Origin of the sequence: Sphingopyxis sp. (genome assembly GCF_041916015.1) — a bacterium.
Lineage (GTDB): Bacteria > Pseudomonadota > Alphaproteobacteria > Sphingomonadales > Sphingomonadaceae > Sphingopyxis.
Genome location: NZ_JAYSAH010000074.1, coordinates 1 through 26462, shown reverse-complemented (window position 1 = coordinate 26462; position 26462 = coordinate 1). Strand labels below are relative to the sequence as shown.

The 26462-nt window shown below is 67.0% G+C and carries 36 protein-coding genes; 18 read left to right on the top strand and 18 right to left on the bottom strand.

Going from position 1 to position 26462, the window contains the following annotated elements; genetic code table 11:
* From ACE3SL_RS10565 to fliS, 11 genes are all read left to right on the top strand, one after another.
* Positions 1 to 622: flagellar hook-length control protein FliK (locus ACE3SL_RS10565; protein ID WP_374525697.1), on the top strand; the 622-nt coding region annotated here is incomplete at its 5' end.
* 17 nt (positions 623 to 639) lie between these two features.
* Complete coding sequence (gene fliL / locus ACE3SL_RS10560; protein ID WP_374525696.1) at positions 640 to 1260, top strand: flagellar basal body-associated protein FliL; 621 nt, start codon at positions 640 to 642, stop codon at positions 1258 to 1260.
* A complete protein-coding gene (locus ACE3SL_RS10555) occupies positions 1257 to 2171 on the top strand; it encodes a flagellar motor switch protein FliM (protein ID WP_374525695.1) in 915 nt (304 codons plus the stop codon). Before fliL ends, ACE3SL_RS10555 begins: the two co-directional genes overlap by 4 nt.
* Positions 2164 to 2493 (top strand): flagellar motor switch protein FliN, encoded by a 330-nt coding sequence (fliN, locus tag ACE3SL_RS10550; RefSeq protein WP_374525694.1) that lies wholly within the window; start codon positions 2164 to 2166, stop codon positions 2491 to 2493. The genes ACE3SL_RS10555 and fliN overlap by 8 nt, the downstream gene beginning before the upstream one ends.
* A complete protein-coding gene (locus ACE3SL_RS10545; protein ID WP_374525693.1) occupies positions 2493 to 2771 on the top strand; it encodes a flagellar biosynthetic protein FliO in 279 nt (92 codons plus the stop codon). The genes fliN and ACE3SL_RS10545 overlap by 1 nt, the downstream gene beginning before the upstream one ends.
* A 37-nt stretch (positions 2772 to 2808) precedes the next feature.
* A complete protein-coding gene (gene fliP, locus ACE3SL_RS10540) occupies positions 2809 to 3561 on the top strand; it encodes a flagellar type III secretion system pore protein FliP (protein ID WP_374525699.1) in 753 nt (250 codons plus the stop codon).
* Positions 3562 to 3564: 3 nt separating this feature from the next.
* Complete coding sequence (locus ACE3SL_RS10535) at positions 3565 to 3834, top strand: flagellar biosynthetic protein FliQ (protein ID WP_374525692.1); 270 nt, start codon at positions 3565 to 3567, stop codon at positions 3832 to 3834.
* A gap of 7 nt (positions 3835 to 3841) precedes the next feature.
* Positions 3842 to 4624, top strand: coding sequence for a flagellar biosynthetic protein FliR (fliR, locus tag ACE3SL_RS10530; RefSeq protein WP_374525691.1), 783 nt, complete (start codon positions 3842 to 3844; stop codon positions 4622 to 4624).
* Between the two features lie 3 nt (positions 4625 to 4627).
* The gene (flhB, locus tag ACE3SL_RS10525) at positions 4628 to 5767 is read left to right on the top strand and encodes a flagellar type III secretion system protein FlhB (RefSeq protein WP_374525690.1); all 1140 of its coding nucleotides are present in this window, start codon (positions 4628 to 4630) and stop codon (positions 5765 to 5767) included.
* Positions 5768 to 5826: 59 nt separating this feature from the next.
* Complete coding sequence (gene fliD / locus ACE3SL_RS10520; protein ID WP_374525689.1) at positions 5827 to 7200, top strand: flagellar filament capping protein FliD; 1374 nt, start codon at positions 5827 to 5829, stop codon at positions 7198 to 7200.
* An 11-nt stretch (positions 7201 to 7211) separates the two neighbouring features.
* Complete coding sequence (gene fliS / locus ACE3SL_RS10515; RefSeq protein WP_374525688.1) at positions 7212 to 7601, top strand: flagellar export chaperone FliS; 390 nt, start codon at positions 7212 to 7214, stop codon at positions 7599 to 7601.
* A gap of 252 nt (positions 7602 to 7853) precedes the next feature.
* On the opposite strand, the gene ACE3SL_RS10510 is transcribed toward fliS, so the two are convergent.
* The 14 genes from ACE3SL_RS10510 to flgB form a co-directional block, all read right to left on the bottom strand.
* The gene (locus ACE3SL_RS10510; protein ID WP_374525687.1) at positions 7854 to 8906 is read right to left on the bottom strand and encodes a sigma-54 interaction domain-containing protein; all 1053 of its coding nucleotides are present in this window, start codon (positions 8904 to 8906) and stop codon (positions 7854 to 7856) included.
* 181 nt (positions 8907 to 9087) lie between these two features.
* Positions 9088 to 9945, bottom strand: a complete 858-nt coding sequence (locus ACE3SL_RS10505; protein ID WP_374525686.1) for a flagellar motor protein MotB — start codon at positions 9943 to 9945, stop codon at positions 9088 to 9090.
* A 1-nt stretch (position 9946) separates the two neighbouring features.
* Positions 9947 to 10810, bottom strand: a complete 864-nt coding sequence (motA, locus tag ACE3SL_RS10500) for a flagellar motor stator protein MotA (RefSeq protein ID WP_374525685.1) — start codon at positions 10808 to 10810, stop codon at positions 9947 to 9949.
* Positions 10811 to 10900: 90 nt separating this feature from the next.
* A complete protein-coding gene (locus ACE3SL_RS10495) occupies positions 10901 to 11731 on the bottom strand; it encodes a flagellin (protein WP_374525684.1) in 831 nt (276 codons plus the stop codon).
* A gap of 13 nt (positions 11732 to 11744) precedes the next feature.
* Positions 11745 to 13070, bottom strand: a complete 1326-nt coding sequence (gene flgK, locus ACE3SL_RS10490; protein WP_374525683.1) for a flagellar hook-associated protein FlgK — start codon at positions 13068 to 13070, stop codon at positions 11745 to 11747.
* Positions 13067 to 13378: a rod-binding protein gene (locus ACE3SL_RS10485; RefSeq protein WP_374525682.1), complete on the bottom strand. Its 312-nt coding sequence runs from the start codon at positions 13376 to 13378 to the stop codon at positions 13067 to 13069. The genes flgK and ACE3SL_RS10485 overlap by 4 nt, the downstream gene beginning before the upstream one ends.
* A complete protein-coding gene (locus tag ACE3SL_RS10480) occupies positions 13375 to 14439 on the bottom strand; it encodes a flagellar basal body P-ring protein FlgI (protein WP_374525698.1) in 1065 nt (354 codons plus the stop codon). The genes ACE3SL_RS10485 and ACE3SL_RS10480 overlap by 4 nt, the downstream gene beginning before the upstream one ends.
* Before the next feature lie 57 nt (positions 14440 to 14496).
* A complete protein-coding gene (locus tag ACE3SL_RS10475; protein WP_374525681.1) occupies positions 14497 to 15156 on the bottom strand; it encodes a flagellar basal body L-ring protein FlgH in 660 nt (219 codons plus the stop codon).
* On the bottom strand, positions 15137 to 15922 hold the full coding sequence (flgG, locus tag ACE3SL_RS10470) for a flagellar basal-body rod protein FlgG (protein ID WP_374525680.1): 786 nt from the start codon (positions 15920 to 15922) through the stop codon (positions 15137 to 15139). Before flgG ends, ACE3SL_RS10475 begins: the two co-directional genes overlap by 20 nt.
* Positions 15923 to 15934: 12 nt before the next feature.
* Positions 15935 to 16678, bottom strand: a complete 744-nt coding sequence (locus tag ACE3SL_RS10465) for a flagellar basal body rod protein FlgF (RefSeq protein WP_374525679.1) — start codon at positions 16676 to 16678, stop codon at positions 15935 to 15937.
* 34 nt (positions 16679 to 16712) lie between these two features.
* Positions 16713 to 17543, bottom strand: coding sequence for a flagellar hook-basal body complex protein (locus tag ACE3SL_RS10460; protein WP_374525678.1), 831 nt, complete (start codon positions 17541 to 17543; stop codon positions 16713 to 16715).
* Positions 17544 to 17547: 4 nt separating this feature from the next.
* Complete coding sequence (locus ACE3SL_RS10455; protein ID WP_374525677.1) at positions 17548 to 17856, bottom strand: flagellar hook assembly protein FlgD; 309 nt, start codon at positions 17854 to 17856, stop codon at positions 17548 to 17550.
* Positions 17857 to 17858: 2 nt separating this feature from the next.
* On the bottom strand, positions 17859 to 18269 hold the full coding sequence (gene flgC / locus ACE3SL_RS10450) for a flagellar basal body rod protein FlgC (protein ID WP_374525676.1): 411 nt from the start codon (positions 18267 to 18269) through the stop codon (positions 17859 to 17861).
* Positions 18266 to 18616 carry a flagellar basal body rod protein FlgB gene (flgB, locus tag ACE3SL_RS10445; protein WP_374525675.1) on the bottom strand — a complete coding sequence of 117 codons (351 nt, stop codon included), beginning with the start codon at positions 18614 to 18616 and terminating at the stop codon, positions 18266 to 18268. The genes flgC and flgB overlap by 4 nt, the downstream gene beginning before the upstream one ends.
* A 264-nt stretch (positions 18617 to 18880) precedes the next feature.
* Here flgB and ACE3SL_RS10440 point away from each other — a divergent pair, with 264 nt between their 5' ends.
* The 6 genes from ACE3SL_RS10440 to ACE3SL_RS10415 all read left to right on the top strand — a co-directional run bounded on the left by ACE3SL_RS10440 (position 18881) and on the right by ACE3SL_RS10415 (position 23928).
* The gene (locus tag ACE3SL_RS10440; protein ID WP_374525674.1) at positions 18881 to 19384 is read left to right on the top strand and encodes a flagella basal body P-ring formation protein FlgA; all 504 of its coding nucleotides are present in this window, start codon (positions 18881 to 18883) and stop codon (positions 19382 to 19384) included.
* 169 nt (positions 19385 to 19553) lie between these two features.
* Entirely contained in the window at positions 19554 to 19853 is a 300-nt protein-coding gene (flgM, locus tag ACE3SL_RS10435; RefSeq protein ID WP_374525673.1) for a flagellar biosynthesis anti-sigma factor FlgM, read from the top strand.
* Positions 19853 to 20158: a hypothetical protein gene (locus tag ACE3SL_RS10430; RefSeq protein ID WP_374525672.1), complete on the top strand. Its 306-nt coding sequence runs from the start codon at positions 19853 to 19855 to the stop codon at positions 20156 to 20158. The genes flgM and ACE3SL_RS10430 overlap by 1 nt, the downstream gene beginning before the upstream one ends.
* 92 nt (positions 20159 to 20250) lie before the next feature.
* Complete coding sequence (locus ACE3SL_RS10425) at positions 20251 to 21078, top strand: transglycosylase SLT domain-containing protein (protein WP_374525671.1); 828 nt, start codon at positions 20251 to 20253, stop codon at positions 21076 to 21078.
* Entirely contained in the window at positions 21075 to 23195 is a 2121-nt protein-coding gene (flhA, locus tag ACE3SL_RS10420; RefSeq protein ID WP_374525670.1) for a flagellar biosynthesis protein FlhA, read from the top strand. Before ACE3SL_RS10425 ends, flhA begins: the two co-directional genes overlap by 4 nt.
* Positions 23185 to 23928 carry a sigma-70 family RNA polymerase sigma factor gene (locus ACE3SL_RS10415; RefSeq protein ID WP_374525669.1) on the top strand — a complete coding sequence of 248 codons (744 nt, stop codon included), beginning with the start codon at positions 23185 to 23187 and terminating at the stop codon, positions 23926 to 23928. The genes flhA and ACE3SL_RS10415 overlap by 11 nt, the downstream gene beginning before the upstream one ends.
* A gap of 46 nt (positions 23929 to 23974) precedes the next feature.
* Here the strand turns inward: ACE3SL_RS10415 and ACE3SL_RS10410 are convergent, their stop codons facing one another.
* From ACE3SL_RS10410 to ACE3SL_RS10395, 4 genes are read right to left on the bottom strand one after another with little or no spacing between them, the layout of a single operon-like run.
* Positions 23975 to 24466 carry a MarR family winged helix-turn-helix transcriptional regulator gene (locus ACE3SL_RS10410; protein WP_374525668.1) on the bottom strand — a complete coding sequence of 164 codons (492 nt, stop codon included), beginning with the start codon at positions 24464 to 24466 and terminating at the stop codon, positions 23975 to 23977.
* 30 nt (positions 24467 to 24496) lie between these two features.
* A complete protein-coding gene (locus ACE3SL_RS10405; protein ID WP_374525667.1) occupies positions 24497 to 24910 on the bottom strand; it encodes a hypothetical protein in 414 nt (137 codons plus the stop codon).
* 21 nt (positions 24911 to 24931) lie between these two features.
* Positions 24932 to 25306 (bottom strand): hypothetical protein, encoded by a 375-nt coding sequence (locus ACE3SL_RS10400; protein WP_374525666.1) that lies wholly within the window; start codon positions 25304 to 25306, stop codon positions 24932 to 24934.
* Positions 25307 to 25350: 44 nt separating this feature from the next.
* Positions 25351 to 25842: a response regulator transcription factor gene (locus ACE3SL_RS10395; protein WP_374525665.1), complete on the bottom strand. Its 492-nt coding sequence runs from the start codon at positions 25840 to 25842 to the stop codon at positions 25351 to 25353.
* Between the two features lie 144 nt (positions 25843 to 25986).
* On the opposite strand from ACE3SL_RS10395, the gene ACE3SL_RS10390 reads away from it, so the two are divergent.
* Positions 25987 to 26462: formate dehydrogenase accessory sulfurtransferase FdhD (locus ACE3SL_RS10390; RefSeq protein ID WP_374525664.1), on the top strand; the 476-nt coding region annotated here is incomplete at its 3' end.

Below are 26462 nucleotides of genomic sequence, written 5' to 3'. Positions count from 1 at the left end.
GGCCGCACCGCAGGCGCCGGCGCCGGTCCGGGCCGCCGAAGCCGCGCCGTCGCAGCCGGCCGTTCCGGCTCCCGCCGCACCCGCAAAACCTGTCCTCGACGCCGGTGCTTCGATGACCGTGCTCTTTGCGCAGCCCGATCTTCAGGGCGCCGCGCCGCTGACCGAAGCCGCCAAGGCCGCGCCGGTCGCCGAGCGGGTGCTCGACATGGGCAGCGACGACCAATGGATCGCCCAGCTCGCCGCCGACATCGCCGCGACCAAGTCGGACAAGGGCGACATCAGCTTTCGCCTGATGCCGCGCCATCTCGGCCGGCTCGACGTGTCGATGCTGACCGGCGACGCGGGCGTGACGGTCAAGCTCGACACGCAGCATGAGGCGACCGCGACGATCGTCCAGGCGGCGCAGCCGCGCCTCGTCGAGGACCTCCGCCAGCAGGGCGTGCGCGTCGCCGACGCGCAGGTCACGCATACCCCGGCGGAGACGGGCCGCCAGCAGCAACAGCCGCAGGGCCAGGGCCGCCAGGCCGCGCCCGATGCCAGCCATCTCATCGAAACCGCCCCCGAGCGCTCCGGCGCCGACAGCGAAGACCGTGCCGCGGACCGCCGCGGCCGCTTCGCCTGACCAGAAAGGAGCTCGCCATGAGCAAGGACAAGACGACCGAAGCCGAGCCGAAAAAGGGCGGCAAGATGAAGAAGATGCTGATGCTGGGTATCGGCGGCACCGCGTTGATCAGCGCGGGCGCGGGCGCCGGCATCTATCTGGGCGGCGGTCTCGGCAGCCATGAGGCGAAGCCCGAGGATCATTACCCCAAGCTCGTCGTGCGCAGCGAAGGCGGGGAAGCGGCCGCCGAGGGCGAAGGCGGCGGCGAGGGCAAGGAAGCGGCGCTGAAGGTCGGCACCGTTTCGGTGCCGAACGACCATTTCAAGGTCGATCCGCGCAAATATGAGATCACCTATTATCCGATCACCGACGCCTTCACGACGAACCTCGCCGACGGGTCGGGCTTTCTGCAGGTCGGGATCAGCCTGTCGACCTATTATGACGGCAAGGTCATCACCAACATCAAGAACCAGAGCGTCCCGATTCGCTCGGCGGTGCTGATGGTGCTCGCCGAACAGGACCCGGCGCTGCTCTCGACCTCGCAGGGCAAGCAGCAGCTCCAGCGCCAGCTCACCGCCGCGATCAACGACGTGCTGCGCGACAAGGAAGGCTTCGGCGGCATCGACAACGTCTATTTCACCTCGCTGGTGATCCAGTGAGCCTCGAGCCGAAACCCGTCGATGCCTCGGCGAAGCAGGCCGCCGACGCCAAGGCGTCGCTGCTGCTCCGCAAGTCCGAGGGCAGCTATGCCTTTCCGGTGCTCGACAGCGTCGGCAACCAGTTCGCGCGGTCCTTGCGCGATCTCATCCGCGCGCTCGGCGCGCCGACGGTGCAGGTCGAGCGCGAGGCCGCGGTCCAGATGCGCTTCGCCGACTGGTGCCAGGCGGTCAGCCCCGGCCTCTTCTGGCGCTATCATGCGCCGCCGCTGAAGGGTCCGCTGCTGCTCGCGGCGACGCGGCCGCTGCTGCTCCAGCTCGTCGACATCTTCTATGGCGGCAAGGGCCAGCTCGCCGGAGAACGCGAGGATCTGACCGACGCCGAGGAACGCTTCGCGGCGCGGCTCGGCCGCGACATGGGCCAGCAGCTCGCCGCCGCGTGGAAGCTGGGCATCGAGCCCGAACTCGACTGCGTGACCAGCGACCCGGCGAAGCTCGCCGCGGTGCGCGCCGACGACGAACTGCTCGTCCAGCGCTTCACCCTGCGCGGCGGCGTGTTCGAGGGCCGCACGATTCTCTGCGCCTATCCGCAGGCCGCGCTGCGCGGCATCGCGGGCGCCGAGCCGGTTCCGGATACGCGCGACGCGCCCGCGATCGACCCCGCCTGGACCGCGACGCTGAACAGCGCATTGAAGACGGTGCGGCTTCCCGTGCGCTCGGTTCTTGCCCGTCCCGAAATTTCTTTGGTCAAACTCCTCTCTTTGGAGGTCGGCGATATCATTCCGTTAACCATTCCGCGCAATGTTCCGGTAACCGTCGCCGGCCGCAGTTTCGCGTCCGGGGGCATCGGTGAATCGAATGGCAACGCCGCCATCATGATCGAACATATCGAAGAAGGACCCGACAATGACTGACATGGCCGAAGCACCGCCCCGCGCGGACCGGCGCGACCGGAGCATCGCCGGGGCGCCCAATTTCGACCTGCTTGCCGGCGTCTCGCTGCGCGTCTCGGTCGAGGTCGGCTCGACCTCGATGACGCTCGCCGAACTGCTGTCGCTGTCCGAGGGCAGCGTCGTCGAGCTCGACCGCGCCGCGAACGAGCTGCTCGACATCTATGCCAACGGCACGCTGATCGCGAAGGGCGAGATCGTCAGCATCGACGGCCGCTACGGCATCCAGATCGCCGAAGTCGTCGCGCCCGCGCAAGGGTTCGCGGGCTTCGAGCGGAGGGGCTGATGCTCGAATATATTCTCCGCCTGCTCATTCTGCTGCCGCTCGTCGGCGGCATGGCGTGGGGCAGCCTGTGGCTGTGGAAGCGCGTCCAGATGGGCGTGCCGCTCACCGGCGCCGCCAAACAGGCGCGCGCGGTCGAGATGGTCGGCGTGCTGCCGCTCGGCCCCGGCACCAAGCTCGCGGTCGTCGAATTCGCGGGCCAGCAGATATTGCTCTCGGTCTCGCGCGGGCAGGTCACCCGCCTCGCCGACAACAGCCAGGGCGACTTCCATGTTGGCTAAGACGCCGGCCAAGAGCCTTTCACCCCGCGCCCGCTGGATGCGCCGCGCCGCCCTCGCAGGCGGCTTTGCGCTGCTCGCCGTCGCCGCGCCCGCGCTCGCGCAGGATGCCGGGGGCAGCGGGCTGACGCGCGCGGTCGCCGAAATCGGCGGCAACGGCCGCCCGCTGTCGCTGTCGCTGCAGATCCTCGTCCTGATGAGCCTGCTGACGGTGCTGCCGTCACTGCTCCTGATGATGACCAGCTTCACGCGTATCATCATCGTGCTGTCGATCCTGCGCCATGCACTGGGGCTCCAGCAGACGCCGCCGAATCAGGTGCTCGTCGGCCTCAGCCTGTTCCTGTCGCTGTTCGTGATGCAGCCGGTGCTGAGCGAGGTGAACCGCGTCGCGATCGAACCCTATGGCCAGGAACAGATCGACATCGGCACCGCGGTCAGCCGTTCGGGCGATGCGCTGCACGGCTTCATGATGACGCAGACGCGCAAGTCCGACCTGATGATGTTCGCGAAGATCGCCAAGGCACCGGCCTATGCCAGCCCGAAGGACGTACCCTTCTCGATCGTGCTGCCCGCCTTCGTCACCAGCGAGCTCAAGACCGCCTTCCAGATCGGCTTCCTGATCTTCCTGCCCTTTCTCGTCATCGATCTGATCGTCGCCTCGGCGCTGATGTCGCTCGGCATGATGATGCTGTCGCCGACGGTCATCTCGATGCCCTTCAAGCTGCTGCTCTTCGTCCTCGTCGACGGCTGGGCGCTGACGATGGGGTCGCTCGCCTCCTCCTTTGGAACCTAGACGATGGAAGCCGATTATTTCGTCGGGGTCGCGCAACAATCGCTGTGGGTGCTCGCGCTCGCCGCGGCGCCGATCCTGATCCCGATCCTCGTCGTCGGCGTGCTGCTCGGCATGGTGCAGGCGGCGACCTCGATCAACGAACAGACGCTGAGCTTCGTGCCCAAGCTGATCGTCACCGCCATCTGCCTTGCGATCTTCGGCAGCAGCATCCTCGTGCTGCTCACCGATTTCACGCAGGACATTTTCGCGCAGATCCCGAACCTGGTCCGCTAGCGGCGCGATGAACCCCGCCGACGTCCCCAATATCGAGGCGATGCTCCAGCTCTGGATGCTGGGGATGATCCGGCCCGGTGCCGCCTTTCTGGCCGCGCCGGTGTTCGGCGCCGCGAACGTGCCGGTACAGCTACGCCTCGTCGTCGCGCTCGCAGTCGGCGTGCCCGCGGTCGCGGCGTCGGGGATGGCGCTGCCCGCGGACGGGATCGTCTCGGTCCCCGGCCTCTTCTTCATCATCGGCGAGGCGGTGATCGGCCTTGCGATCGGCTTCGTGCTCCAGATGGGGCTCGCCGCCGCATTGCTCGCGGGCGAGGCGATCAGCAATGCGATGGGCCTCGGCTTCGCGTCGATGGTCGATCCCCTGAGCGGCGCGTCGAGTACGGTCGTCGGCCAGTTCCTGTCGATGCTGGCGACCGCGCTCTTCCTCGCCGCCGACGGCCATCTGCTGCTGATCCAGATCATCGTCGACAGCTATCGGGCGCTGCCCCCCGGCAACGCCTTTCCCTCCTTCGCCGCGATCGGCGGGCTGCTCCGCTTCGCAAGCCTGATGTTCGCGGCCGGGCTTACCATCGCGCTGCCGGTCGGCTTCGTGCTGATCCTCGTCCAGATGATCATGGGCGTGATCGGCCGTTCGGCGCCGGCGATGAACCTGTTCGCGGTCGGTCTGCCCGCCACTTTGCTCGCGGGCGTCGTCCTGCTCGGCATGGCGACCCCGGCGATGGCCGAGGCGATCGCCCGCTTCCTCTCCGACGCGCTCGATGCGGCGCGCATGATTGCATCGGGGCGCTGAGCGATGGCGGGAGCGACCGAAAAGGACCAGAAGACCGAGCTTCCAACCCACAAGAAGCTCATGGACTCGGCGCGCGAGGGCGACGTGCTGATGTCGAAGGAACTCGCGACCGCGCTGATGATGCTCGCGGGCGCCGGCTGGCTGCTCGCCGCGGGCGGCTGGCTCGTCGATTCGGCGGGCGAACTCGTCCGCCGCGGGCTGACGCTCGATGCCGGCGACATCGCGCATTTCGCGCCCGGCGAGGCGGTGATGCGCAACGGGGTCGAAATCCTGCTGCCGCTCGGCAGCCTGTTCGCGCTCGCCTTCGCAGCAAGCATCGCGGCGCCCGCGATGCTCGGCTCGCTCGGCTGGCGCGGCAAGGCGCTCGGCTTCAAGGGCAACCGGATGAATCCCCTGTCGGGGCTCAAGCGCATCTTCGGGCCGCAGGGTGTCATCGAGCTGATCAAATCGCTCGCCAAGGTACTGCTGCTCGGCACGATCGGATACTGGCTCGTCGCGAAGACGATGCCCGCGATCATGTCGCTGGCGCAGGCCGACCTGCAGGCGGCGATCGGCCTTGCGGGGCGTTCGGTCGGCCATGCGATGCTCGCGATGGCGGGCGGACTGGTCGTCATCGCGCTGATCGACGTGCCCGCGCAATGGTATCAGCGCACTCGCCGCCTGATGATGAGCAAGCAGGAAGTGAAGGAAGAAATGCGCCAATCGGACGGCGCCCCCGAACTCAAGCAGGCGCAGCGCCAGCGCGCGCACGAAATATTGAGCGGCTCGGCGCGCAAGGCGGTGTCGGATGCGACCGTCGTCCTTACCAACCCCACCCATTTTTCGGTCGCGCTGCGCTATCGCCCCGGCCAGGACGCCGCGCCGGTCGTCGTCGCGCGCGGGCGCGGCGACGTCGCGCTGTCGATCCGCGAACTGGCGCGGGGCGCAAATGTCCCGATCCTCGAATATCCGCAGCTTGCCCGCGCCATCTATTTCACCGCGCGCGCCGGGCGGACGATTCCGGAAGAATTGTTCGTCGCGGTCGCGACCGTGCTCGCCTTCGTCTTCCAGCTCGAACGCGCGGTGGCGGAGGGGCTGCACCAGCCCGCGATCGACGTGCCGCCGACGCACCGCTTCGACGCCGAGGGGCGCCGGCAAAACTGACCGCGCAGCCCTTAATCCTGCGCCCCCGCCGCCGTTAAGAGGTGCGAAGGATATTCGCCATGGTCACCTCTATCGCCTCTTCGCTCGGCTACGGCTCGGGAATCGACATCCCCAAGCTGGTGAGCGACCTCGCCAGCGCCTCGCGCGATCCGAAGGTCGCGCGGCTCACGACGCTGACCCAGCAGAACCAGGCGCGGGTCAGCGCGGTCGCGCAGGCTCGCTCGGACCTCGAAGGTTTCGCCGATTCGCTCGAACAGATGATCGCCGACGGATCGCTCCGCAGCACGCCGACGGTCTCCGACGAGAGCGTGCTGGCGGCGACCGCGCGCGCGGGGCTCAGCGCCGACAGTTTTTCCGCCACGATCGTCGTGAACAGCCTCGCCCGCGCGCAGACAGCCTATTCGGGGGTCGTCGCCGACAAGAGCGCCGCGATCGGCGCCGGCACGATGACGCTGAGCGTCGGCGGAGTGAACAAGACGATCACCATCGACGCAGCGAACAACAGCCTCGAAGGCCTGGCCACCGCGATCAACGCCAGCGGCGCGGGCGTCACCGCCTCGATCGTCGCCGATACCGGCGGCAGCCGCATCGTGCTGAAGGGCGCGACGGGCGAGGCGAACGCCTTCACCCTGACCGCCGACGCGGGGGCCGACCCGGCGCTCGCTACCTTCGGCTATGGCGCGGGCGGCGGCATGACGCTCGGCCAGTCGGCCGCGAACGCCACCTTCACGATCGATGGCATCGCCTACAGCCGCGCGACCAACAGCGTCGACGACGTGATTCCGGGGATGGCGCTGACGCTCAAGAAGGCCGCACCCGGCCAGCCGGTCGATATCGGCGCGAGCCGCCCGCTCGACATGATCCGTCAGACCGTGGGCGATTTCGTCTCGGTCTACAACCAGCTCAAGAAGAGCCTGACCGCCGCCGCCGGCCTGTCGGGCGCCACCAGCTCGCTCCGCGCGCTCGAACGCGAGCTCAGCGACATGGTCAACAAGGTGCTGACCAGCGGGAGCAGCATTTCCAGATTGTCGGACATCGGCATTACGTCGGCCAAGGACGGCACCCTCACGGTCGATTCGGCGAAGCTCGAAAAGGCGCTCGCCTCCGACGCCGGCGCCGTCGAGGCGCTGTTCAGCCCGCGACGCGACGCGACGCACACCACGACGAGCGACCCCGGCATCGCCGGTATCCTCGACGCGATCCGCGACAAGGCGGTGGCGAGCGATGGCGCGATCGGCCGGGTGACGAAATCGCTCGCCGACAAGAGCAGCTCGCTCGCCGATCAGCTCGCGAAGGTCGAGGAGCGCGAGGCCGCCTACAAGGCGCGGCTCGAAAAGCAATATAGCGCGCTCGACGTGAAGCTGAACGCGTTCAAGGCGACCAAGGCCTATCTCGAGCAGCAGATCGAGATGTGGTCGAACCAGAAAGACTGATGATTCCCGCCATGGCCGCCACTGCTTCGACCGTCCGCGCGACGGGTCTCTATCGCCGCTTGCAGCACGAAAGCCGGGCGGCCGCCGCCGATCCGGTCGAGCTCGTCACCATGCTCTATGACGAGCTGGAGACGGCGGTCGGCGTGCTCGCGTCGATGGTGCGGCAGGGACAGCGCATTTCGGCGACCGATCCCGCACATCGCGCCCGCACGATCCTGATCGGTCTCGACGTCAACCTCGACCATGAGGCGGGGGGCGATGTCGCGGTCGCACTCTCGCGCGTCTATCGCAGCATGCGCCGCAAGCTCGACGATGCGGTGGCCCAGAACAGCGCCGAGGCGCTCGACGAGCTGTTGAATGGCATCGTCACGATCAGCTCCGCCTGGCGGCAGATCCGCTAGGAGCGACCAAATATCTTACCGTCCGTTTGTGCTGAGCTTGTCGAAGCACTGTTCTTCCTTTCGGCGACGCTAAAGGGAAGGACGGCCTGTCGACAAGCTCAGGGCAAACGGATTTGGTCTAATTTATAGGCCTTTATAAAAAAGGTTCGGCACCGGCCGCTTCCCTGCTGCCGCCAAAGGTGGGGACAGGCGGCAGAGGGAAAATGCGGCCGGTGCCGAATTCAGCGGCGCCGAAAACTGGTGGGGTAGTCGTCAGGCGGCCTGCTGCTGAACTCCATATTTGCGCATCTTCTCGATCAGCGTCGTCCGCTTCAGCGTCAGCAGGCGCGCGGCCTCCGAAATGATTCCGTCGGCAAGGTCGAGGGCGTTGTGGATCTGTTCGAGCTCGATCGTCTCGATCTCGCGCTTGAGGTCGATCGGGCGGCCGGGCGCGGGCATTTTGGCGAAGGACGCCGCCGCCTGTTGCTCGTCGTGCGAAAAGTCCGCGGCCGGAGCGGCCGGACGCAGCGCCAGCGCCGCGGTCGGGTCGAACAGCATCGCGACATCGTCGGCGCCGAGCGTCTCGCCGCCGTAAAGCACGCTCGCGCGCTCGACGAAGTTGCGGAGTTCACGGACATTGCCGGGCCAGCGGTGCTGCATGAGCAGGGCGATTGCGCCCTCGTCGAAGCGGCATTTGGCGTCGGCGGGCATCTGGCGCTGGAAATGGCGGATCAGCGCCGGAATATCCTCGACGCGCGCGGCGAGGCTCGGCACCTGGAGCACGACGACGCCGAGCCGGAAGAACAGATCCTCGCGGAAGCGGCCGCCGGCGATCGCGGCGCCGAGATCCTGGTGAGTTGCCGAAATCAGGCGGATGTCGACCGGGCGGACCTCGCTGCTGCCGACGCGGACGATGGTCCGCTCTTCGAGCACGCGGAGCAGCTTGACCTGCATGTCGAAGCGCATGTCGCCGATTTCGTCGAGGAACAGCGTGCCGCCGTCGCTCGCCTCGAAATGGCCGATGCGGCGGGCATGGGCGCCGGTGAAGCTGCCCTTTTCATGCCCGAACAATTCGGATTCGATGAGGTCGCCGGGGATGGCGCCGCAGTTGATCGCGGAAAAGGCCTTGCCCGAACGGACGCCTTCGTCGTGGATGGCGCGGGCGACGAGTTCCTTGCCCGAACCCGAGGGGCCGCAGAGCAGCACCGAGGCATTCGACCGGGCGACCCGGCGGATCATTTCGCGCAGCTGCTGAACCGCCGGGCTCTGCCCGATGATCAGCGTTTCCAGCGCGGATTGCGCGTCCTTGCCTTGCCCCACAGTCATGCTCGTCTCCACCGCGCCCCCCATTCGGCGCTCTTTCGATGCCGTCAGAGATTGAGGAAAATGGTAAACGAAAGATTAGCCATTCGGACACAACTCCTTGAAAACAAAGAGTTATTGCCAGATTGGCGGCAATGTCGGCCAAGTTGCGTTGTTAAGGCTTGTTGATACTGCCAGATTGGCACTAATTCCCGGGCTCGACCCGCCAGCCCAGCGTGATCGAGATACGCCGGTTGCGCGGGTCGAATCGATCGACGGGGTTGTAGGGCTCGCGATCGGCGACCCCTTCGATCCGCGCATAGCGATCCCCGGCAACGCCCCGATACTCGAGAAAGTTCCGTACCACCTCCGCGCGATCGACCGACAGGCGCCAGTTGTTCATCCCCGTTTTCGCCGACCAGGGCGCCGCATCGGTATGCCCGCGGATCATCAGCCGGTTGGGCGTCTCGGCGATCGGCTTCGCGATTTCGCTGAACAGCCTGGCGCCTGCGGGGGTGAGCTGGCTGGTGCCGCTCACGAACATCGAGAAGTCGGCATCGTCGACGACGTCGATCCGCATTCCCTCGGTCGTGACGGTGAAGCGCAGGTTGCGCGCGAGCCGCTTGAGCTCGCCCTTCTGCTGCACCCGCTCCATCATCGACTTGGCGACCTGCGCGAACTTTTCCTTTTCCTTCTCGCGTCCCGCGGCTTCCTTCGGTCCGCCGACGGCATCCTTGGGGATGGTCAGCGACCGCGAGCCGGTCTGGCCGGCGCGGTTCGGATATTTGTCGGCCGAGACGATCGAATCGCCCCCGAACAGGCCTGATCCGCCCGCAGCATCGGTCTTGGTCTTGATCAGCGTCGGCGCGAAATAGTCGGCGAGCGCCTTGCGCTGCTTCTCGGTCGTCGCGCCGAGCAGCCACATCAGGAGGAAGAAGGCCATCATCGCGGTCACGAAGTCGGCATAGGCGACCTTCCAGGCACCGCCATGGTGGCCGCCATGACCTTCCTCGATCACCTTCTTGACGATGATCGGCCGGACGAGATTGGGACGCGCGGCCACGTCAGCGCCCCCTCATCCCGTCGAAGACTTCGGCGAAGCTCGGTTGGTTGCTATGCTCGACCCCCGAGCGCGCCGCCTCGATCACCAGCGGCTGCGGATGACCGTGGAGCGAGGCGATGATCAGCTGCTTCACCGTGTGATAAATGGCGGCGTCGCTTTCGATCACGGTCTTGGCGCGCGTGGCGAACGGCCCGACGAGGCCATAGGCGAGCAGCACCCCCAGAAAGGTGCCGACAAGCGCCGAGCCGATCATCGCGCCGAGGATCGCCGGCGGCTTGTCGATCGAGCCCATCGTCTTGACGACGCCGAGCACCGCCGCGACGATGCCAAGCGCGGGAAGCGCGTCGGCAAGGCCCTGCAATCCCTCGGCGGGCTTCAGCGCATGATGGCGGTGGCTCTTCAGCGCATTGTCCATCACCTCCTCGACGGCGTGCGGATCGAGCGTGCCCGACGAGACGACGACAAGGCGCAGCGTGTCGCAGATCAGATGGACGAGCGTGTCGTCCTTGAGCAGCTTCGGATATTGCTGAAAGATCGGCGAGGCCTTCGGGTCCTCGATATGCGGCTCGACCGCGACCGGGCCTTCGGTGCGCATCATCTTCATCAGCGTCGAGACGAGGAGGATGCAGTCGAGATAATCCTGCTTCTTGTACGCCGGACCCTTGAACACCTTGCCCATCCCGCCCGCGAGCGCCTTCAGGTCGGCGCCCGAATTGCCGATGATCAGCGATCCGACCGCGGCGCCGCCGATGATCAGCATTTCGTGCGGCAGCGCATGGAGCACCGGGGTCAGATTGCCGCCGGTAAACGCGAATCCCCCGAACACCAGCAGGATCAGAACGACGATGCCGATTACGGGAAACATGCGCGGACAACTCCATTGGGGGATGAACCCCCGGCAAATTCAAAGGACGTCTTTATGCTTAACGGCAGCGCGCCGCCGAAGTTGAGCGCGTCAGGTCAAAAGATCGAACAAAGTCTGCCGGTTGATCTTGGCAAAGGCCGCCTGCGCGGCGCTGAGCGTCAATTCCTGGGCATTGAGCTGCGCGATCGCGGTGTCGAGATCGGTCTCCTCGATCGACTGGCGCTCGTCGGCGACGTCGATGCCGCGCGCCGCGATCGACTCGCCGATACGCTCGAGCCGCCCTGCTGCAAGGCCGATCGCGGCATTCTGGTTCGCGACATGATCGATCGCGCCGGTCAGCGTCGTCAGCCCGGTTCCCATCGCCGCCTTGTCGCCCGCCGCGACCGCGGTCGCGATGTCGCGAAGGCTGGTCGACAGGCCATTGCCGCCGAAGACGAACGTGTCGGCGGCCGAGGGAACCGCTGCGAAGCTGATGTCGCTGTCGAAGCGCACGACGCGCGCCGCGCCGGCGGCGAACAGCGGCTCGCCGTTCGAATCGCGCGTCGCGGCGAGGCCGTCGATCTGGTCGGCGAGGGTTTTGAGCTCGGCGGCGATCGTCGCGCGATCGGCGGGGCTGGCGGTGTCGCTCGACGCCGACAGCGTCAGTTCGCGCGCGCGGATCAGGAGGTCGCTCGTCGATTTGAGCACGCCGTCGGCCTGCGACGCCTGCGCGCTGGCCGATTTGATGTTCGCCTGCCAGCTCGCCATGCTCGCCTGCGTCGTGCCGAGCGTCTGGATGCGCCGCGCCGCGACCGGGTCGTCGGACATGCGCTGCAGCCGCTTGCCGCTCGAAATCTGGATCTGAATCCGCTCGAGCCCGTCGGCGAGCCGGGACTGGCGCGCGATCTCGCGCGTCATGCGATTACCCACGGCATTGATCATCTGTCGCCTCCCCTTACAGCGAGCTCAGCAGCGTCTGCATCGTTTCGCGCGCGACCTGGATCGTGCGCGCCGCCGCCGAATAGGCCTGCTGAAAGCGCAGCAGTTCGGCGGCCTCATTGTCGAGATTGACCTCGCTCACCGAATCGCGCGCGGCGGCGGCGCCGTCGGCGCGCGTCGTCGCCGCGGCATCCTGCGCACGCGCCGAGGCGGTCGCCTGCGCCTGCGTCGCCATATGGCCCGACCAGGCTGCCTCGGGGTCGTTCGCGCCGCGCATCGCGCCGAGCGCGAGCATATTGCCGTTCGTGCTCGTCGCATCGCCGGCGGCGACCTGGCTTGCAGTCAAGGAGGTGGCGGTCAGCGTCGCCGCGCTCGTTCCGGTGAAGAGCGGCTGTCCGGCGTTGCCGTTCGCATCGACGCCTGCCTGATGCGCGCTGTTGATCTGTCCCGCGAACTGCGTCGCCATCGTATCGAGCCCGGCGCGCTCGTCGGCGATATGGTTCGCCGCCTCGGCAAAGCCGGCGAGCGAGCCCGTCGCATTGGGAAAGGCCGATCCGCCGATCGTATAGGAGAGGCGGCCGTCGGCGGCGGTGGTCATCGCGATCGGCGTCACCACGCCGCCGCCGACGAGCAGATCGCCGCTGCCGGTCGCGCGCAGCGTCACCGCGCCGTTGGCGTCGAAGGTCGCGCTGACCCCGGCCTGCGAGGAGAGCTGGTCGAGCAGCCGGTCGCGCTCGTCCATCAGCGCCGCCTGGTTGGTCGATCCGTCGCGCGCCTTGCGCAGCCCGACATTGATCTTTTCGAGCGCGTCGAGATTGGTGTTGAACTGCGACACGTCGGCAGCGGCCGCCGCCGACACGCCGTCGGACAGGCTCGACAGGCGGTTCGCGGCGGTCTGGAAGCCGGTCGCGATATCACTCGCGGCCTGCAGGAACTGCGCGCGCAGCGTCGGGTTCGACGGGTCGGCGGTGAGCTGGTCGGCGGTCGTGTAGAGCTTAGTCAGCGCGGTCTTGATGCCGTTGGTGTCGTCGCTGAGCGCGCTTTCGACGCGGTTCATCCAGTCGAGCTTCTCCGCCGCGCGTTCCGAATCGCCCGACGAGATGCGCGCGTCGTTGATCAGCCACTGATCGACCGAGCGCACGACGCCCTTGATATCGACCCCGCCCGGCGTGACGCTGCCGCGATAGAGCACCATGTTGCTGCCCGCGGGCACCTCGGCAAGGTCGAGCCGGCGCCGCGCATAGCCCGGCGTCTGCGCGTTGGCGATATTGTCGCCGACGGTCGAGAGCGCCTTCGAATAGGCGCGCAGCCCCGTATAGCCGATGCTGAGGAGATCGCTCACTGCAAGCCTCCGCCGCCCGCCGCCATGGCGCGGCCCTTGAGCTGCGCCTCGACCATGTCGGCGATGCCGAACTGGCGGAGCGCGGCCATCGAGTCCGCGGTCTTGGCATCGGCCATCTCGCGGAAATTGTCGGTCGCGCTCGACCCGAAGATGTCGTCGCCGAGCTTCGCCTGGCGCATCGAGGCCATGAGCTGGCGGAGGATCACCGCCTCGAAGGCCTCGGCCGCCTTGCGCAGGCCGCCGTCGCCGCCGCCGGCCGCGGCGGGCGTGGGGCTGGGCGCACGAAGTGAAGAGATGGGCGTCGTCATATGATCACCAGTTCCGCAGTCAGCGCGCCGGCCTGGCTCAGCGCTTCGAGGATGGCGACGAGGTCGCCGGGAGGAACGCCCATGCGGTTGATCGCATCGACGAGCTGGGAAAGCGATGCGGTGGACTTCACCATCATCATCGGGCGATAGTCCTGATCGACGCTGATATCGCTCGACGGCTCGACCGCGGTCTCGCCGCGGCTGAACGGCGCCGGCTGCACCACCGTCGGCGATTCCTTGATCGAAACCGTGAGCTTGCCCTGCGAGACCGCCGCCGTGCCGACGCGCACCGCGCCGTTGATCACCACCGTGCCGGTGCGCGCGTTGACGATCACCCGTGCCGGGGGTTCGGAGCGGACGACATCGAGATTCTCGATCCGCGACATCAGCCGCATCCGTTCGTCGCCGCCTCCGCTCGCGCGGATCGCGATGCTGGCGCCGTCGATCATCACCGCACTGCCCGGCAGCGCCTGATTGATCGCATCGGTGACGCGCTTCGCATTGGTCGCATCGAACTGGTGGAGGTTGAAGGTCAGCTGGTCGCCGGCCGCAAAACCCGTATCGACCGCGCGCTCGACCGTCGCGCCGCCGGCGATCCGGCCGCTCGACGGGACATTGACCGTCAGCTTCGACCCGTCGGCGGCATCGACGCCGAGGCCGCCGATAACGAGATTGCCCTGCACCATCGCGTAAATCTGGCCGTCGGCGCCGTAGAGCGGCGCGAGGACGAGGGTGCCGCCGCGCAGGCTTTTCGCCTTGCCGATCGCCGACACGGTGACGTCGAGGCGCTGTCCAGGCTTCGCAAAGGGCGGCAGCTCGGCGGTGATCATCACCGCCGCGGCATTTTTGAGCGCCGGATTGATTCCCGGCGGCAGCGTCAGGCCGAAGCGCGACACCGCGCCCTTCATCCCGAGCGTCGAATAGTCGAGACTGTCGTCGCCGGTGCCCGCGAGCCCGACGACGATGCCATAGCCGGTAAGCTGGTTCGCGCGCAGGCCCTGAAACTGGCCCATGTCCTTGATCCGCTCGGCGTGCGCCGGGACGGCGAAGACGAGGCTCATCAGGAACAGGCCGATCAGGGCGATGAGGGTCGGACGCTGGGTCACTTGTTTATCCTCTTAGAAGGGGCTGATGATCGAGAAGAAGCGCTGCAGCCAGCCTTGCTTGCTGGCGCGCGCGATCTCGCCCTTGCCGACGTAGCGGATGTTGGCGTTGGCGACCCGCGTCGAGAGGACGCGGTTGTCGGGGCCGATGTCGATCGCGCGGACGATGCCCGAAATCTGGACGCGCTCGTCGCCGCGGTTGAGCGTCAGGAGCTTCTCACCCTTCACGAGCATCGTGCCGTTCGGATAGACGGCGGCGACGGTCACGCTGACCTCGCCCGACAGCGCGTTCGACTGCGACGCGTCGCCCTTGCCCTTGAACGCCTGGTTGCCGCCCATCGCGACGTCGCTGGGGTTGAACAGCGACAGCGGGCCGGTCGACGGCGGCGTCAGGCCGATATCGCCGTTGCGCTGGGTGTTGGCGGCGTTGCTCTTGGTCGCGGCGGTGCGCTCGACGAGCTGGATCGTGATGATGTCGCCGACCGCGCCCGCGCGGCCGCCCGAGGTCAGCGGTACATAGCCGCCCTGGAAGATCGCGCCGTTGGTCGGCGCCGCCGGCGGCGGCACCGGGACCGAGACCGCAAAGGCGTCGGGCGCAACCTTGTCCTTCGCCCCGGCCGAAACCGGCGCGAGCGCAAGGACGAGGATTGCCAGTTTAGAGAGTCTGCGAGGCATTTTTCATCATCTCGTCGGTGGCCGAGATCATCTTGGAATTGACCTCATAGGCGCGCTGCGTCTCGATCATGTCCACGAGTTCCTCGACGACATTGACGTTCGAGCCCTCGAGCATCCCGCCGCGAAGCGAGCCGCGGCCCTCTTCGCCCGCACCGCCGACCTGCGGCGCGCCCGAGGCGGGGGTTTCGACGAGCAGATTGTTGCCGATCGCCTGCAGCCCCGCCGGATTGGCGAAGCGCGCGAGCTCGATGCGGCCGAGCTCGGTCAGCGTCCCGTCAGGGCCCGTCGCCGAGACGGTGCCGTCGGCGCCGATCGAGACGTTGGTCGCATCTTCGGCGATCTGGATCTGGGGCTGCACCGGCTTGCCGTCCGACGTCACGAGGACACCCTCGGGCGAGCGGCCGAAATTGCCGGCGCGGGTGTAGCCGATGCGCCCGTCGGGCATCTGGACCTGAAAATAGCCGGCGCCGTCGATCGCGACGTCGAGCGAATTGCCGGTCGTCGCGAAAGTGCCCTGCGTGTCGATCCGCGCCGTGCCGCCGAGCGCGACGCCGGTGCCGAGGTTGAGCCCGGTCGCATAGCGGTTTTCCGCGGTCGACGGCGCGCCCGGCTGGGTCATCATCTGATAGCTCAGCGTCTCGAAGCTCGCGCGGTCGCGCTTGAAGCCGGTCGTGTTGACGTTGGCGAGGTTGTTCGCGATCACCTGCATCCGGAAGCTCTGGGCATCCAGACCGGTCCGCGCGACGTGAAGGGCTCCGAAGCTCATCTCATAATCTCCTTATCGGGGCAGCTGCATCAGATTGGCCGTCGCGCTGTCCATGTCGCGCGCGTCGGTGATCATCTTGAGTTGCGTGTCCCAGCTGCGGCTCGCCTCGATCATCTCGACGAGCGCGGTCGTGGCGGCGACGTTCGATCCCTCGATCGAACGGGTGGCGAGGCGCGCCTCGGGGTCGTCGGGAAGAATCCCGCCGCCCTTGACGCGAAACAGGCCGTCGAGCCCCTTGACGATCTCCGAACCCGCCGGGGTCGCGAGGCGCAGCCGGTCGACTTCCTGCGGATTCTGCGGATCGCCGCCCGTCGGCACCGACCAGACCCGCCCTTCGGCATCGATGCTGATCGAATCCGATGGAGGGATGGTGACCGGCCCCTGACTGCCCTGCACCGGGTTGCCGTCGCCGGTGGTGAGCAGCCCGCTCGGCGACAGTTGCAGGTCGCCGCGCCGCGTATAGGCCTCGCCGCCGTCCTTCGCCTGGACGACGAGCAGCGCGTCGCCCTGCACCGCGACGTCGAGGTCGCGGCCGGTTTCGACGACGGTGCCCGCCTTCATGTCGGCGCCGAGCACTTCCTCCGACGCCATCGCGCGGGTGCCCATGCCGCCGCCCTGCAGCCAGAGCGACTGCGCCTCCGCCATATCGGCGCGAAAGCCGGGCGTCTGCGCGTTGGCGAGGTTGTTCGCGATCGCCGTCTGCCGGGCCATGCTGCCCCGCATCGCGGTGAGGCTGGTATAGATGAGGCGGTCCATCGATGGGCTCCCGGCAGTCGGCTAGTCGCGCGTCTTACGTGCGCATGTTGATGATCGTCTGGGTCAGCGTCGAAGCGCCCTCGATCGCCTTGGCATTCGCCTGGAAGTTGCGCTGGGCGCCGATCAGCATCACCAGTTCCTCGGTGATATCGACGTTCGAGCGTTCGAGTGCACCCGAACGGATCGCGCCCATCGGACCGTTCGTCGCGGCGTCGATGCTCGGCACACCGCTTTCGCCGGTCGATTGCCAGTGCGCGTCGCCGATCGGGCGCAGCCCCTCCATCGCGGGGAAGGTCGCCATCGCGACCTTGCCGAGCACCTGCATTTCGCCGTTCGCGAAGGTGGCCGAAACCAGGCCGTCCTGGCCGATCGACACGTTGATCAGCGACGAGGCCGGGTCCGACGGCGCCCCGCTGGGCAGCACGAAGTCCGACATGCCGCCGAGCGTGCGGTCGGTGACGTTGCCGGCGGCATCGACGGGAAGGAGCTGGAGCTTCTGGCCGGTCGAATCGACGATATGGCCGTCGGCGGTCGGGCTGAAGGCGCCGTTGCGGGTGTAGGTCACCTGCTCGCGCGGCGGATCGCCCTTGACGACGAACAGGCCCTCGCCGACGACCGCGAGGTCGAGCGTCTTTTCGCTCGTCTCGTAGCTGCCTTGCGTGAACTGCTGCGCGATTCCGATCAGGCGCTGGCCCTGCCCCGCGACCGTCTTCGTCGACTGGGTCGGCGACGAGGCGAAGATATCGCCAAAGGTCGCCTTGCTGCGCTTGAAGCCGATCGAATTGGCGTTGGCGATGTTGTTGGAGATGACCGACATGTCGGTCTGGGCGCCCTTGAGGCCCGAAAGCGAGGTGTAGAACGACATGGACTTATCCTTCCTGGGTGGTGATCGTGGTCGCCGCCGGGGTGGCGGCCTTGATGTCTTTGAGCAGCGCGGTCTGCGCGGTGAGCTGGTCGGAGATCGTCTTCAGCACGCTGTTGGTCTCGCTGACCCCGGCGAGGCTCGAAAATTGCGCCATCTGCGCAACCATCTGCTGGTTATCGACCGGGTTGAACGGGTCCTGCTGCGACAGCTGCGCGGTCATCAGACGCAGAAAGTCCTTCTGATCGAGCTGCTGCCCTTTGAGCGTCGTCGGCGTGTAGGACGCATATTGCGAGGAGATGGAATCGACGGCCATGATTATTGTCCCAACCGCAGCGTTTCGTTGATCAGGCCCTTTGCGGTTTCGAGGACCTGAACATTGTTCTGATACTGGCGCGCGGTCTCGACCATCTCGACCAGCTCGGCGGCGCTATCGACCGCGGCCTCCCAGACGTTGCCGTCCTTGTCGGCGAGCGGGTTCGACGGGTCGTGGCGCTTCGTCGGCGCCATCTTGCTCGAGGTGACCTGATCGACCTGGACGGTCGCGCGCCCTTGCGCGTCCATCACGGTGCGGAAGACGGGCTTCAGCGAGCGGAACGCTTCCTTCTCGCTGCCCGCGACGGTGCCGGCATTGGCGAGGTTCGACGCGGTGGTGTTGAGCCGCACGAGCTGCGCCGACATCGCGCGCCCGCTGATATCGAAGACGGAGAAATTGCTGGCCATCGTCATTCGCCCTTCAGCGCGCGGGTCAGCGTGTTGATGCGACCCTGGAGGAAGGAGAGGCTCGACCGGTAGGCGAGCGCGTTTTCGGCGAAGGCGGTCTGTTCGGTCGCCATTTCGACGGTGTTGCCGTCGAGCGAGGGCTGAACCGGGACGCGATAGGCCATCGCACCCTCGATCGCGTCGCCCGCCGACGCGCCGTTCTGCGCGAGATCGAGCGCCTTGGAAAAGTCGAGGTCGCGCGCCTTGTATCCGGGCGTCGCGGCGTTGGCGATGTTCGAGGCGAGCATCATCATGCGCTGGCTGCGCAGCTGAAGCGCCGTCGCGTGCAGGCCAAAGAGCTTTTCGGATGCCATCTTCAATTCCTTTTCGCCGGGGTCCGAACCGGGTTGCGGCGCGGACGCGCGGAAAAACACCAAGGCATGATGCAATGGGCGTGCCAATTCGGCTCCAATGTTGATTTTCCGCCGATTATTGGAGGGTCATCGCGACCGGACTGCGGCCTTGCCAGTCTCTCGTCAAAAGATTGACGGCCGCGGCGCAGACCCGCGGCAAAGCGCGACTGGCACGCATCCTGCACTTCGCTCGCCCGAATATTTGGACCAGCAAGGAGTCCGGTCATGCACCGCAAGCTTATCCTGTACCTCGCAGCAGTAGCCGTCGCGCCCTCCGCGAGCGCGCAGCAGGCCAGCGAGGACTGGCAGACGATCGACATGCTGACGCAGGCGGTCGCGAACGCGATGGGACGCAGCGCGACCCCGATCGATCGCCGCATCAAACTCGCGCGCTGCCCCGAGCAGGCGTCGGTCGCCGCGATCGATGCCCAGACGCTCGCGGTCCGCTGCGCCTCGCTCGGCTGGCGCCTGCGCGTTCCGATGAGCGGGCCGGCGGGCGCGGCCCCCGCGGCCGCGGGCTTTGCCGCCGCGCCCTCCTCGGCGCCGGTCATCCGCCGCGGCGACACGGTACGCGTCACCCTCGAATCCGAAACCTTCTCGGTCAGCTATTCGGCGATCGCCAATCAGGACGGCCGCGTCGGCGACAGCATCGCGCTGCGCGGCAGCGACCCGAAAACCATCCTGAGCGCCATCGTCACCGGCCCGGGCCGCGCGCGGCTGCAGGACTGATCCATCCGCAAAAGCCCCACTCGCCCGGCGGCGTCGGCTTTCCGACGCCGCCGGGCTTCTTTTTTCATTTTTCCGGTAACCAGCCCTTAATCTCTCGCGGCGCCGTCCGTTAAAGCCTTTTGAACACGCTTTCCGTCCCAATTTCCGGCGGGCAGCCAAGGAGGCAGAGATGTCGGGTGACAGCAAGATCGGGATCGTCGGCGGCATCGTCCGCACCGCCCCCGTGCGCAAGCTTGCGGCGAGCGCCGGTGCGTCGGCGCAGCCCGCCGCGCCGCGCGCCGCGGCATCCGACGCGATGCCCGCCGCAGGCCTGATCCGTCTCGCGAGCGACCTCGCCGCCCAGCCCGCACCCATCGATGGCGCACGCGTCGCCGCGCTGCGCGGCGCGATCGCCGAGGGGCGCTATGCCGTCGATCCGGCGAAGATCGCCGGCGCGATGATCGACCATCTTCGCGGAAGCACGACCTGATGCCGGCGCCGATCGACGATATCCAGACCAAGCTCAATCTGCTCATCGGCGCGCTCGACGGGCAGGACGCCGGCGCGATCATCGCGGCGACCGAGGAACTGGCGACCGCGGTCATCCTCTTCCGTGGCACCGCCATCCCCGCGGGCAGCGAAGCGCAGGCGCGCACGCTGATCACCGCGACGCTCGCGCAGCTCGAAGCCGCGGCGATCCGCGTCAACGTGCTGAAGGACTGGACGCGTCAGAGGATTGACATGACCCACCAGATCCGCGGGACGCAGCACCGGGGACTCGCCTTAAACTATTGATAAACCATATATTCCGGTGAATTTCCGGAAAATGGCACGATGATTGCTTTTGGTCTTCCGAGACAGCCTGGCTGTATTGGCGGAACCAAAGCATGAACTCGATCAACCCCTCTTTGACACCGGCCGGCGCGATGCCCGTCATGGACGCGGTGCAGAATGCTTCGGCGCGCACCGGGGTCGATTTCGACTATCTGGTCGATGTCGCGCGGGTCGAGAGCCGCTTCGACCCGGCCGCCAAGGCGCCGACCTCCTCGGCCCGCGGCCTCTATCAGTTCACCAAGCAGACCTGGCTCGCCACCTTGCGGCGCCATGGCGCGAGCCACGGGCTCGGCTGGGCTGCGGGCGCGATCGGTCAGGATGCGTCGGGGCGTTTCAGCGTCGCCGATCCGGCGCTGCGCGAGCAGATCCTTTCGCTGCGCGACGATCCCGTCGCCTCGTCGAACATGGCGGCGGCGCTGACCTCCGACAATCAGGACTATATCGAAAGCCGCATCGGCCGCGCCGCCGAGCCCGTCGATCTCTACCTCGCGCATTTCCTGGGGTCGGCCGGGGCCGCGCGATTCCTGACCGCCTGGGCCGACAATCCCGGGCAGGCGGGCGCGACGATGATGCCCGACGCCGCTGCGGCCAACCGCTCGGTCTTCTACGCCGCCGACGGCAGCATGCGCAGCCTCGGCGACATCCGCGAACGCTTCCGCGCCAAGCTCGATGAAGGCGGCGGCGCGCCCGGCACGATGCCCGGCGCACCAGCGGCCGTTCCCGGCTGGCGCATCCAGATGGCGAGCAGCAGCGGCGCAAACGGCGGCGGCCGTCCGCCGCTCCCGATGATGGACATTCAACCCATGCCCAAGACCCTGTCGATGGACTTCGCCGCGAGCGCCTATCGCCGCCTCGCCTCGCTTTCGGGAGGCAGCGCATGAGCGGCGGCTTCTCGCTCGGCAAGCTGACCCGCATCGCGGGCGCCGCGGCGCTGCCCGCGGCGATGCTGATTCTCGTCGCGCTGATGGTGATCCCGGTCTCGCCGATCATCCTCGACATCAGCTTCGTCGCCAACATCATGATCAGCCTGCTCGTGCTGATGGTCGCGCTGCAGGCGTCGAAGCCGCTCGATTTCTCGGCCTTTCCGACCGTGCTGCTGCTCGCGACGCTGTTCCGCCTCGCGCTGAACGTCGCCTCGACGCGCGTCGTGCTCGTCCACGGGCATCAGGGCACCGCATCGGCCGGCCATGTGATCGAGGCGTTCGGGCAGGTGCTGATCGGCGGCGACTATGTCGTCGGCCTGTTCGTCTTCTTCGTGCTGATGATCATCAATCTCGTCGTCATCACCAAGGGCGCCGGACGCGTGTCCGAAGTGTCGGCGCGCTTCACCCTTGACGCGCTGCCCGGCAAGCAGATGGCGATCGACGCCGATCTCAACGCCGGCCTGCTGACTCCCGAGGAAGCCAAGGCGCGCCGCCAGGAGGTCGCGACCGAGGCCGATTTCTACGGCTCGATGGACGGTGCCTCGAAATTCGTGAAGGGCGACGCGGTCGCGGGCCTGCTGATCCTGTTCGTCAACATCGTCGGCGGGCTGATCCTCGGCATGTTCAGCCACGGCCTGTCCTTCTCGGAGGCGGGCAGCACCTATGTCACGCTCGCGATCGGTGACGCGCTCGTCGCGCAGATTCCGGCGCTGCTGCTCTCGATCGCCGCCGCCGCGATCGTCACCCGCGTCACTTCCCCGCACGATTTGTCGGGCCAGATCGGCAGCCAGTTCGCCTCGCCGCATGTCTGGTTTGCGGTCGCCGGGGTGCTGTTCATCCTCGGCCTCGTCCCCGCGATGCCGCAGATGCTGATCCTCCCCGCCGCGGCGATTGCCGGGTCGATCGGCTGGCAGCTCCGCAAGAGCGCCGCCGCAGCCGAAGCCGCACCGCCGCCCGCCGCACCCGTCGCCGACCCGCACCATATCGAGTGGGCCGACGTCAGCGACGCGAGCCCGTGCCAGCTCGAGATCGGCTATGCGCTCGTCGCGCTGGTCGACGAACGCAAGGGCGCGCCGCTGATGACGCGGATCACCGGCATCCGCCGCCAGCTGTCGAAGGAACTCGGCTTCGTCATCCCCGCGGTCAAGGTCGCCGACGACCTGTCGCTGCCGGGCAATGTCTATCGCATCGCGGTCGCCGGGGTGATCGTCGGCGAGGACGAGGTCTTCCCCAACGAGATGCTCGCGCTCGATTCGGGCGACCTCGTGACGCATGTCACCGGCCGCCCGTGCAAGGACCCGACCTTCGGGCTCGACGCGCTGTGGATTGCAAAGTCGGCGCAGAACGACGCCATCGCCGCGGGCTATACCGTCGTCGATCCGGCCACCGTCGTCGCGACCCACCTCAACAACAGCATCGTCGCCTCGGCGTCGGACCTGTTCGGCATCGACGACGCGCAGGCGCTGATCGACACGCTGAAGACCCATTATCCGCAGCTCGCCCAGTCGCTGACCCAGGGCTATCCGCTGCCGCGCGTCGCCGCGCTGTGCAAGGCGATGCTGATCGAGCGCGTGCCGCTGCGCGATTTCCGCAAGATCGCCGAGGCGATGGTTTCGCTCGCCACCCAGCAGCTCGGCGACGCCGATCTGGTCGAGGCGGTGCGCCAGCGCATCGGCGCGCTGATCGTCCAGACGATCGTGCCGAGCCGGATGCCGCTGCCCGTCGTCACCTTCAGCCCCGATATCGAGGTGCTGCTCAATCAGGCGGTGCGCGCCAACCCCGGCGCCGAATGGCCGTTCGAGCATGGCATGGCGATGAAGATCGTCGAACAGATCGGCGAAGCGGTCGAACCGCTGCTCCTCTCGACGCGCAGCTTCGCGCTCGTCGCCTCGCCGCTCTGCCGCTCGGCGCTGTCGCGGCTCGTGCGCGCGACCTTCCCCGAGGTCGCGGTCATCTCCTACCTCGAAATCCCCGCGAACAAGGCGACCGAGATCGTCGCGACGATCGGCGCCGAAATTCCCCGCCTCACCAGCGGCGACCCCGCCCCAATGAAGGACGAACCCCATGAGAATTGAGCCCGCCGATCAGTTCGCGGCGGCAAGCGCCCGCGCGCCGCAGCGCGGTTATGGCGAAAGCGCCGAAGCGCTGGTGGAGGAATATGCGCCGCTGGTCCGCAAGATCGCGTGGCAGGTCCATTCGCGCGTGTCGCGCACCAGCGACCTCGAGGACCTGATCCAGGTCGGGCTGATCGCGCTCATCGAGGCGAGCCGCAGCTATGAAGAGCGCGGCTTCGCCTTCGCCACCTATGCGACGACGCGCATCCGCGGCGCGATGATCGACCAGCAGCGGCGCGAGGCCGATGTCGGCCGGTCGGCGATGGCCGCCGCGCGGCAACTGCAGGCGACCCGCCGCGCGCTCGAACAGCAGCTGATGCGTGCACCGAGTGCAACCGAAATGGCCCGGGCGCTCGATATGTCGGCGGAGGATTATTTCGCGCTCGAGAAGAATGCGACCCATGGCCGCTCGATCGCGATCGAGGATCTGATCGAGGACGGCAGCTTCCTGTTCGCCGACGAGCGGATCGGCGCGGGAGAAGCGTGCGAGCAGGAGAATCTGCTGGCCGCGCTGCGCCAGTGCGTCGGGCGGCTGTCCGAACGCGAGCAGATGGTGCTGCAACTCTATTTCTTCGAAGAGCTCAATCTGCAGGAGATCGGGCTGGCGCTCGACGTCAGCGCGGCGCGCGTCTGTCAGATCAAACGCGACGCGATGGTCCGGATCGACCGGATGATGCGCGAGATGACCGATTGAACGGTTCAGCCGGAGACGCAGGCGCTCCGGCTCGGCCCGCGCCGCTTCACGCCGCGCGGCTATACTCGCCGCGCATCGCAGAGCCGGCCTTTTCGAAATAGCTCGCCATTTTTTCGGTTCCTGCCTCGGTCAGGCGGACGATGGTGCGGCGGCGGTCGCGTTCGTCGATCGTCCGGCGGGCCAGTCCCGCCGCCTCGATCGCGGCGATCATCCGGAGGCCCGACGACAGCGGCACCCCGGCGCCGGTCGCGAGATCGCTGGCGCTGAGCGCGCGACCATTCGCATTCGCCAGCATCAGATCGAGCATCATGTCCCATGTCGGGCCCGACATCTGCGCGGTGCCGAAATGAGTCTTGCGCAGGCGGCGGAGCTGGATGCTGAGCGACAGCTGGTCCACCAGCCGCGGCTGCGGTTCGTCGAGCCCGAACGCCGGGACGGCGGGCCGCACCGCATCGTCGCCATTCTTGGCGAGCATGTCGTGGATCTGGTCGATGCGCGACCGGATCTCGGCAATTTCCTGATTCGAGAATTGCTGCATGGACGGGACCCCTCGGGTGCCTTTCATCGTTCAGGCCGCGGCATTCCCTCTCCGTCTGGTCGAACCCGATGCGTACAAGATCAAAAAGAGGATCGGGTAGGAAATATACATTGAAAGCAGCGCATAGGGACGCGCCAATATCTCCGAAAACATCAATTTCTGGAGATGCCCGAAAATCGCAATCAACTGCCAGCCGGTGATCCAATAGGGCCAGAAGCGATTTGTTTTCAGGGCGATAAACCAGAAACTCGCCAATGCGACAACGTCTATCGCGAAGATATTATATTCAATATGCGACCAATTCGGATTGGGTGCCAGGACCGTGGTGCAGACCGAGGCGAACAGCGCGGTATAGGCTGCCCAGCGTTCCATGGGGCCGCCGCGCCACATCGCGACGGCCACCGTGAGCAATAACACCGCATAATAAGTCGCCACGGTCCACATCTGGATCGTTCGCTCCCGCCGTTACGACGCGCGCGCGAGCGGAAGGCGGGCGACTTCGGCGCCGAGACCATCATCGTCGGTCAGCGACCCGCTGGCAGGCGGCTTGACGCCGGCGCCGAACATGCGGGTGCCGAGGCCGACCTGCTTCTGCGTCGCGGTGAGCGCGAGATGCGCGTCGGTCAGCAGCTGGCGAACCTCACCGGCCGCGGCCAGCGCATGCGCGACCTTCGCCACCGCATCCTGGCCCACGATCGCCGACATGTTGGTGTCGCGGCGCGCGGCGGGCAGCGCCGCGGCGAGCTGGGCGATGCGGATCATCGTTTCGTCGATGGCGTCTTCGGCCTGGTGGAGTTCGGAAGCGATCTTTCTCGCCGCGGACAGTCGTTCGTTCAGCATGTTCCTGGTCCTTGAAAGCGAATGCCGACGGGCCCCCGCAGCATTCAGGTCAACACACGACCAAGACCGACAAGGATCGAATAGAGGGCGGAAAAAGCCAATATGGTCGCAAAGGCGATCAGGATCGGCCAGATTATCCTTTCCATCAACCCGTGCCGGTTGGCCGGCTGGGATGCGGTCGGAAATGGCGAACCGATGTCGAAAAGTCGCCGAAACGAACTGCGCCCCACGCCGGCTTCGTCGGCGGGAGCGGCGGCGCCTAGGTCGATCAATTGATATGTCAAAGGCTGATAGGGAGTAACCTGGTCGAATACACCGTGACGCGCGAGGATTGTTGCGGCTTCTATTCTGTTGGAAACATTAAGTTTTTTTAACGCCCGCCGCACGCGCTCATCGACCGTATGCGGCGACACATCCATAATGCGAGCGATTTCCTTGGAATTTTTGTGCTCAAAAACATGCCGCAACGTTTCGATTTGCGCAGCCGAAAGGAGACTGATGTAATTGTCCGGGTCACCTTGCACGGGTGAGGGCATAGAGCATCGCAACCCGAAATCAAGTTACGTACCTAAGCGATTCGCGTTCATGTTACCCGATTCATGTCGCGACATGGCGCCGTAACCGGCATGATTTTGGCTGCATTATGGACAGCGGCGTCGGACCCGCGATAGGCAGAGGCCATGACGATCGACGAACAGGCAGCGGCGGACCGGGACGCAGCGACGGTGCGCCGGGAGGTCGGGCGCGTGGGCCTCGCCGCGCCGGGCGACGCCGTGCTGATCCGCGACCTCGCCGTCGAAGCGCCGGTTTCGATCGAGGTGAACGGAATCGGCTATGCCGTGATGATGGCGACCCCGACCGATCTCGACGATTATGCGCTGGGCTTCGCGCTGGCCGAGGGGCTCGTCGAAACGGCAGCGGATCTGACCAGGGTCGACGTGCATCCGGTCGAGGGCGGCTGGGCGCTGCGCCTCTGGCTCCCGCCCGAACGCAGCGAACGCGCGCTCGAACGCGCCCGCCGGCGGGTCGGCGAGAGCAGTTGCGGCCTCTGCGGGATCGAGAATATCGAGGAGGTGCTGCGCCCGCTGCCCCCGCTCGCCGCGCGCCTCACGGTCGGGCGCGACGCGATTGCCGGCGCGCTCGCGGCGCTCGGCGG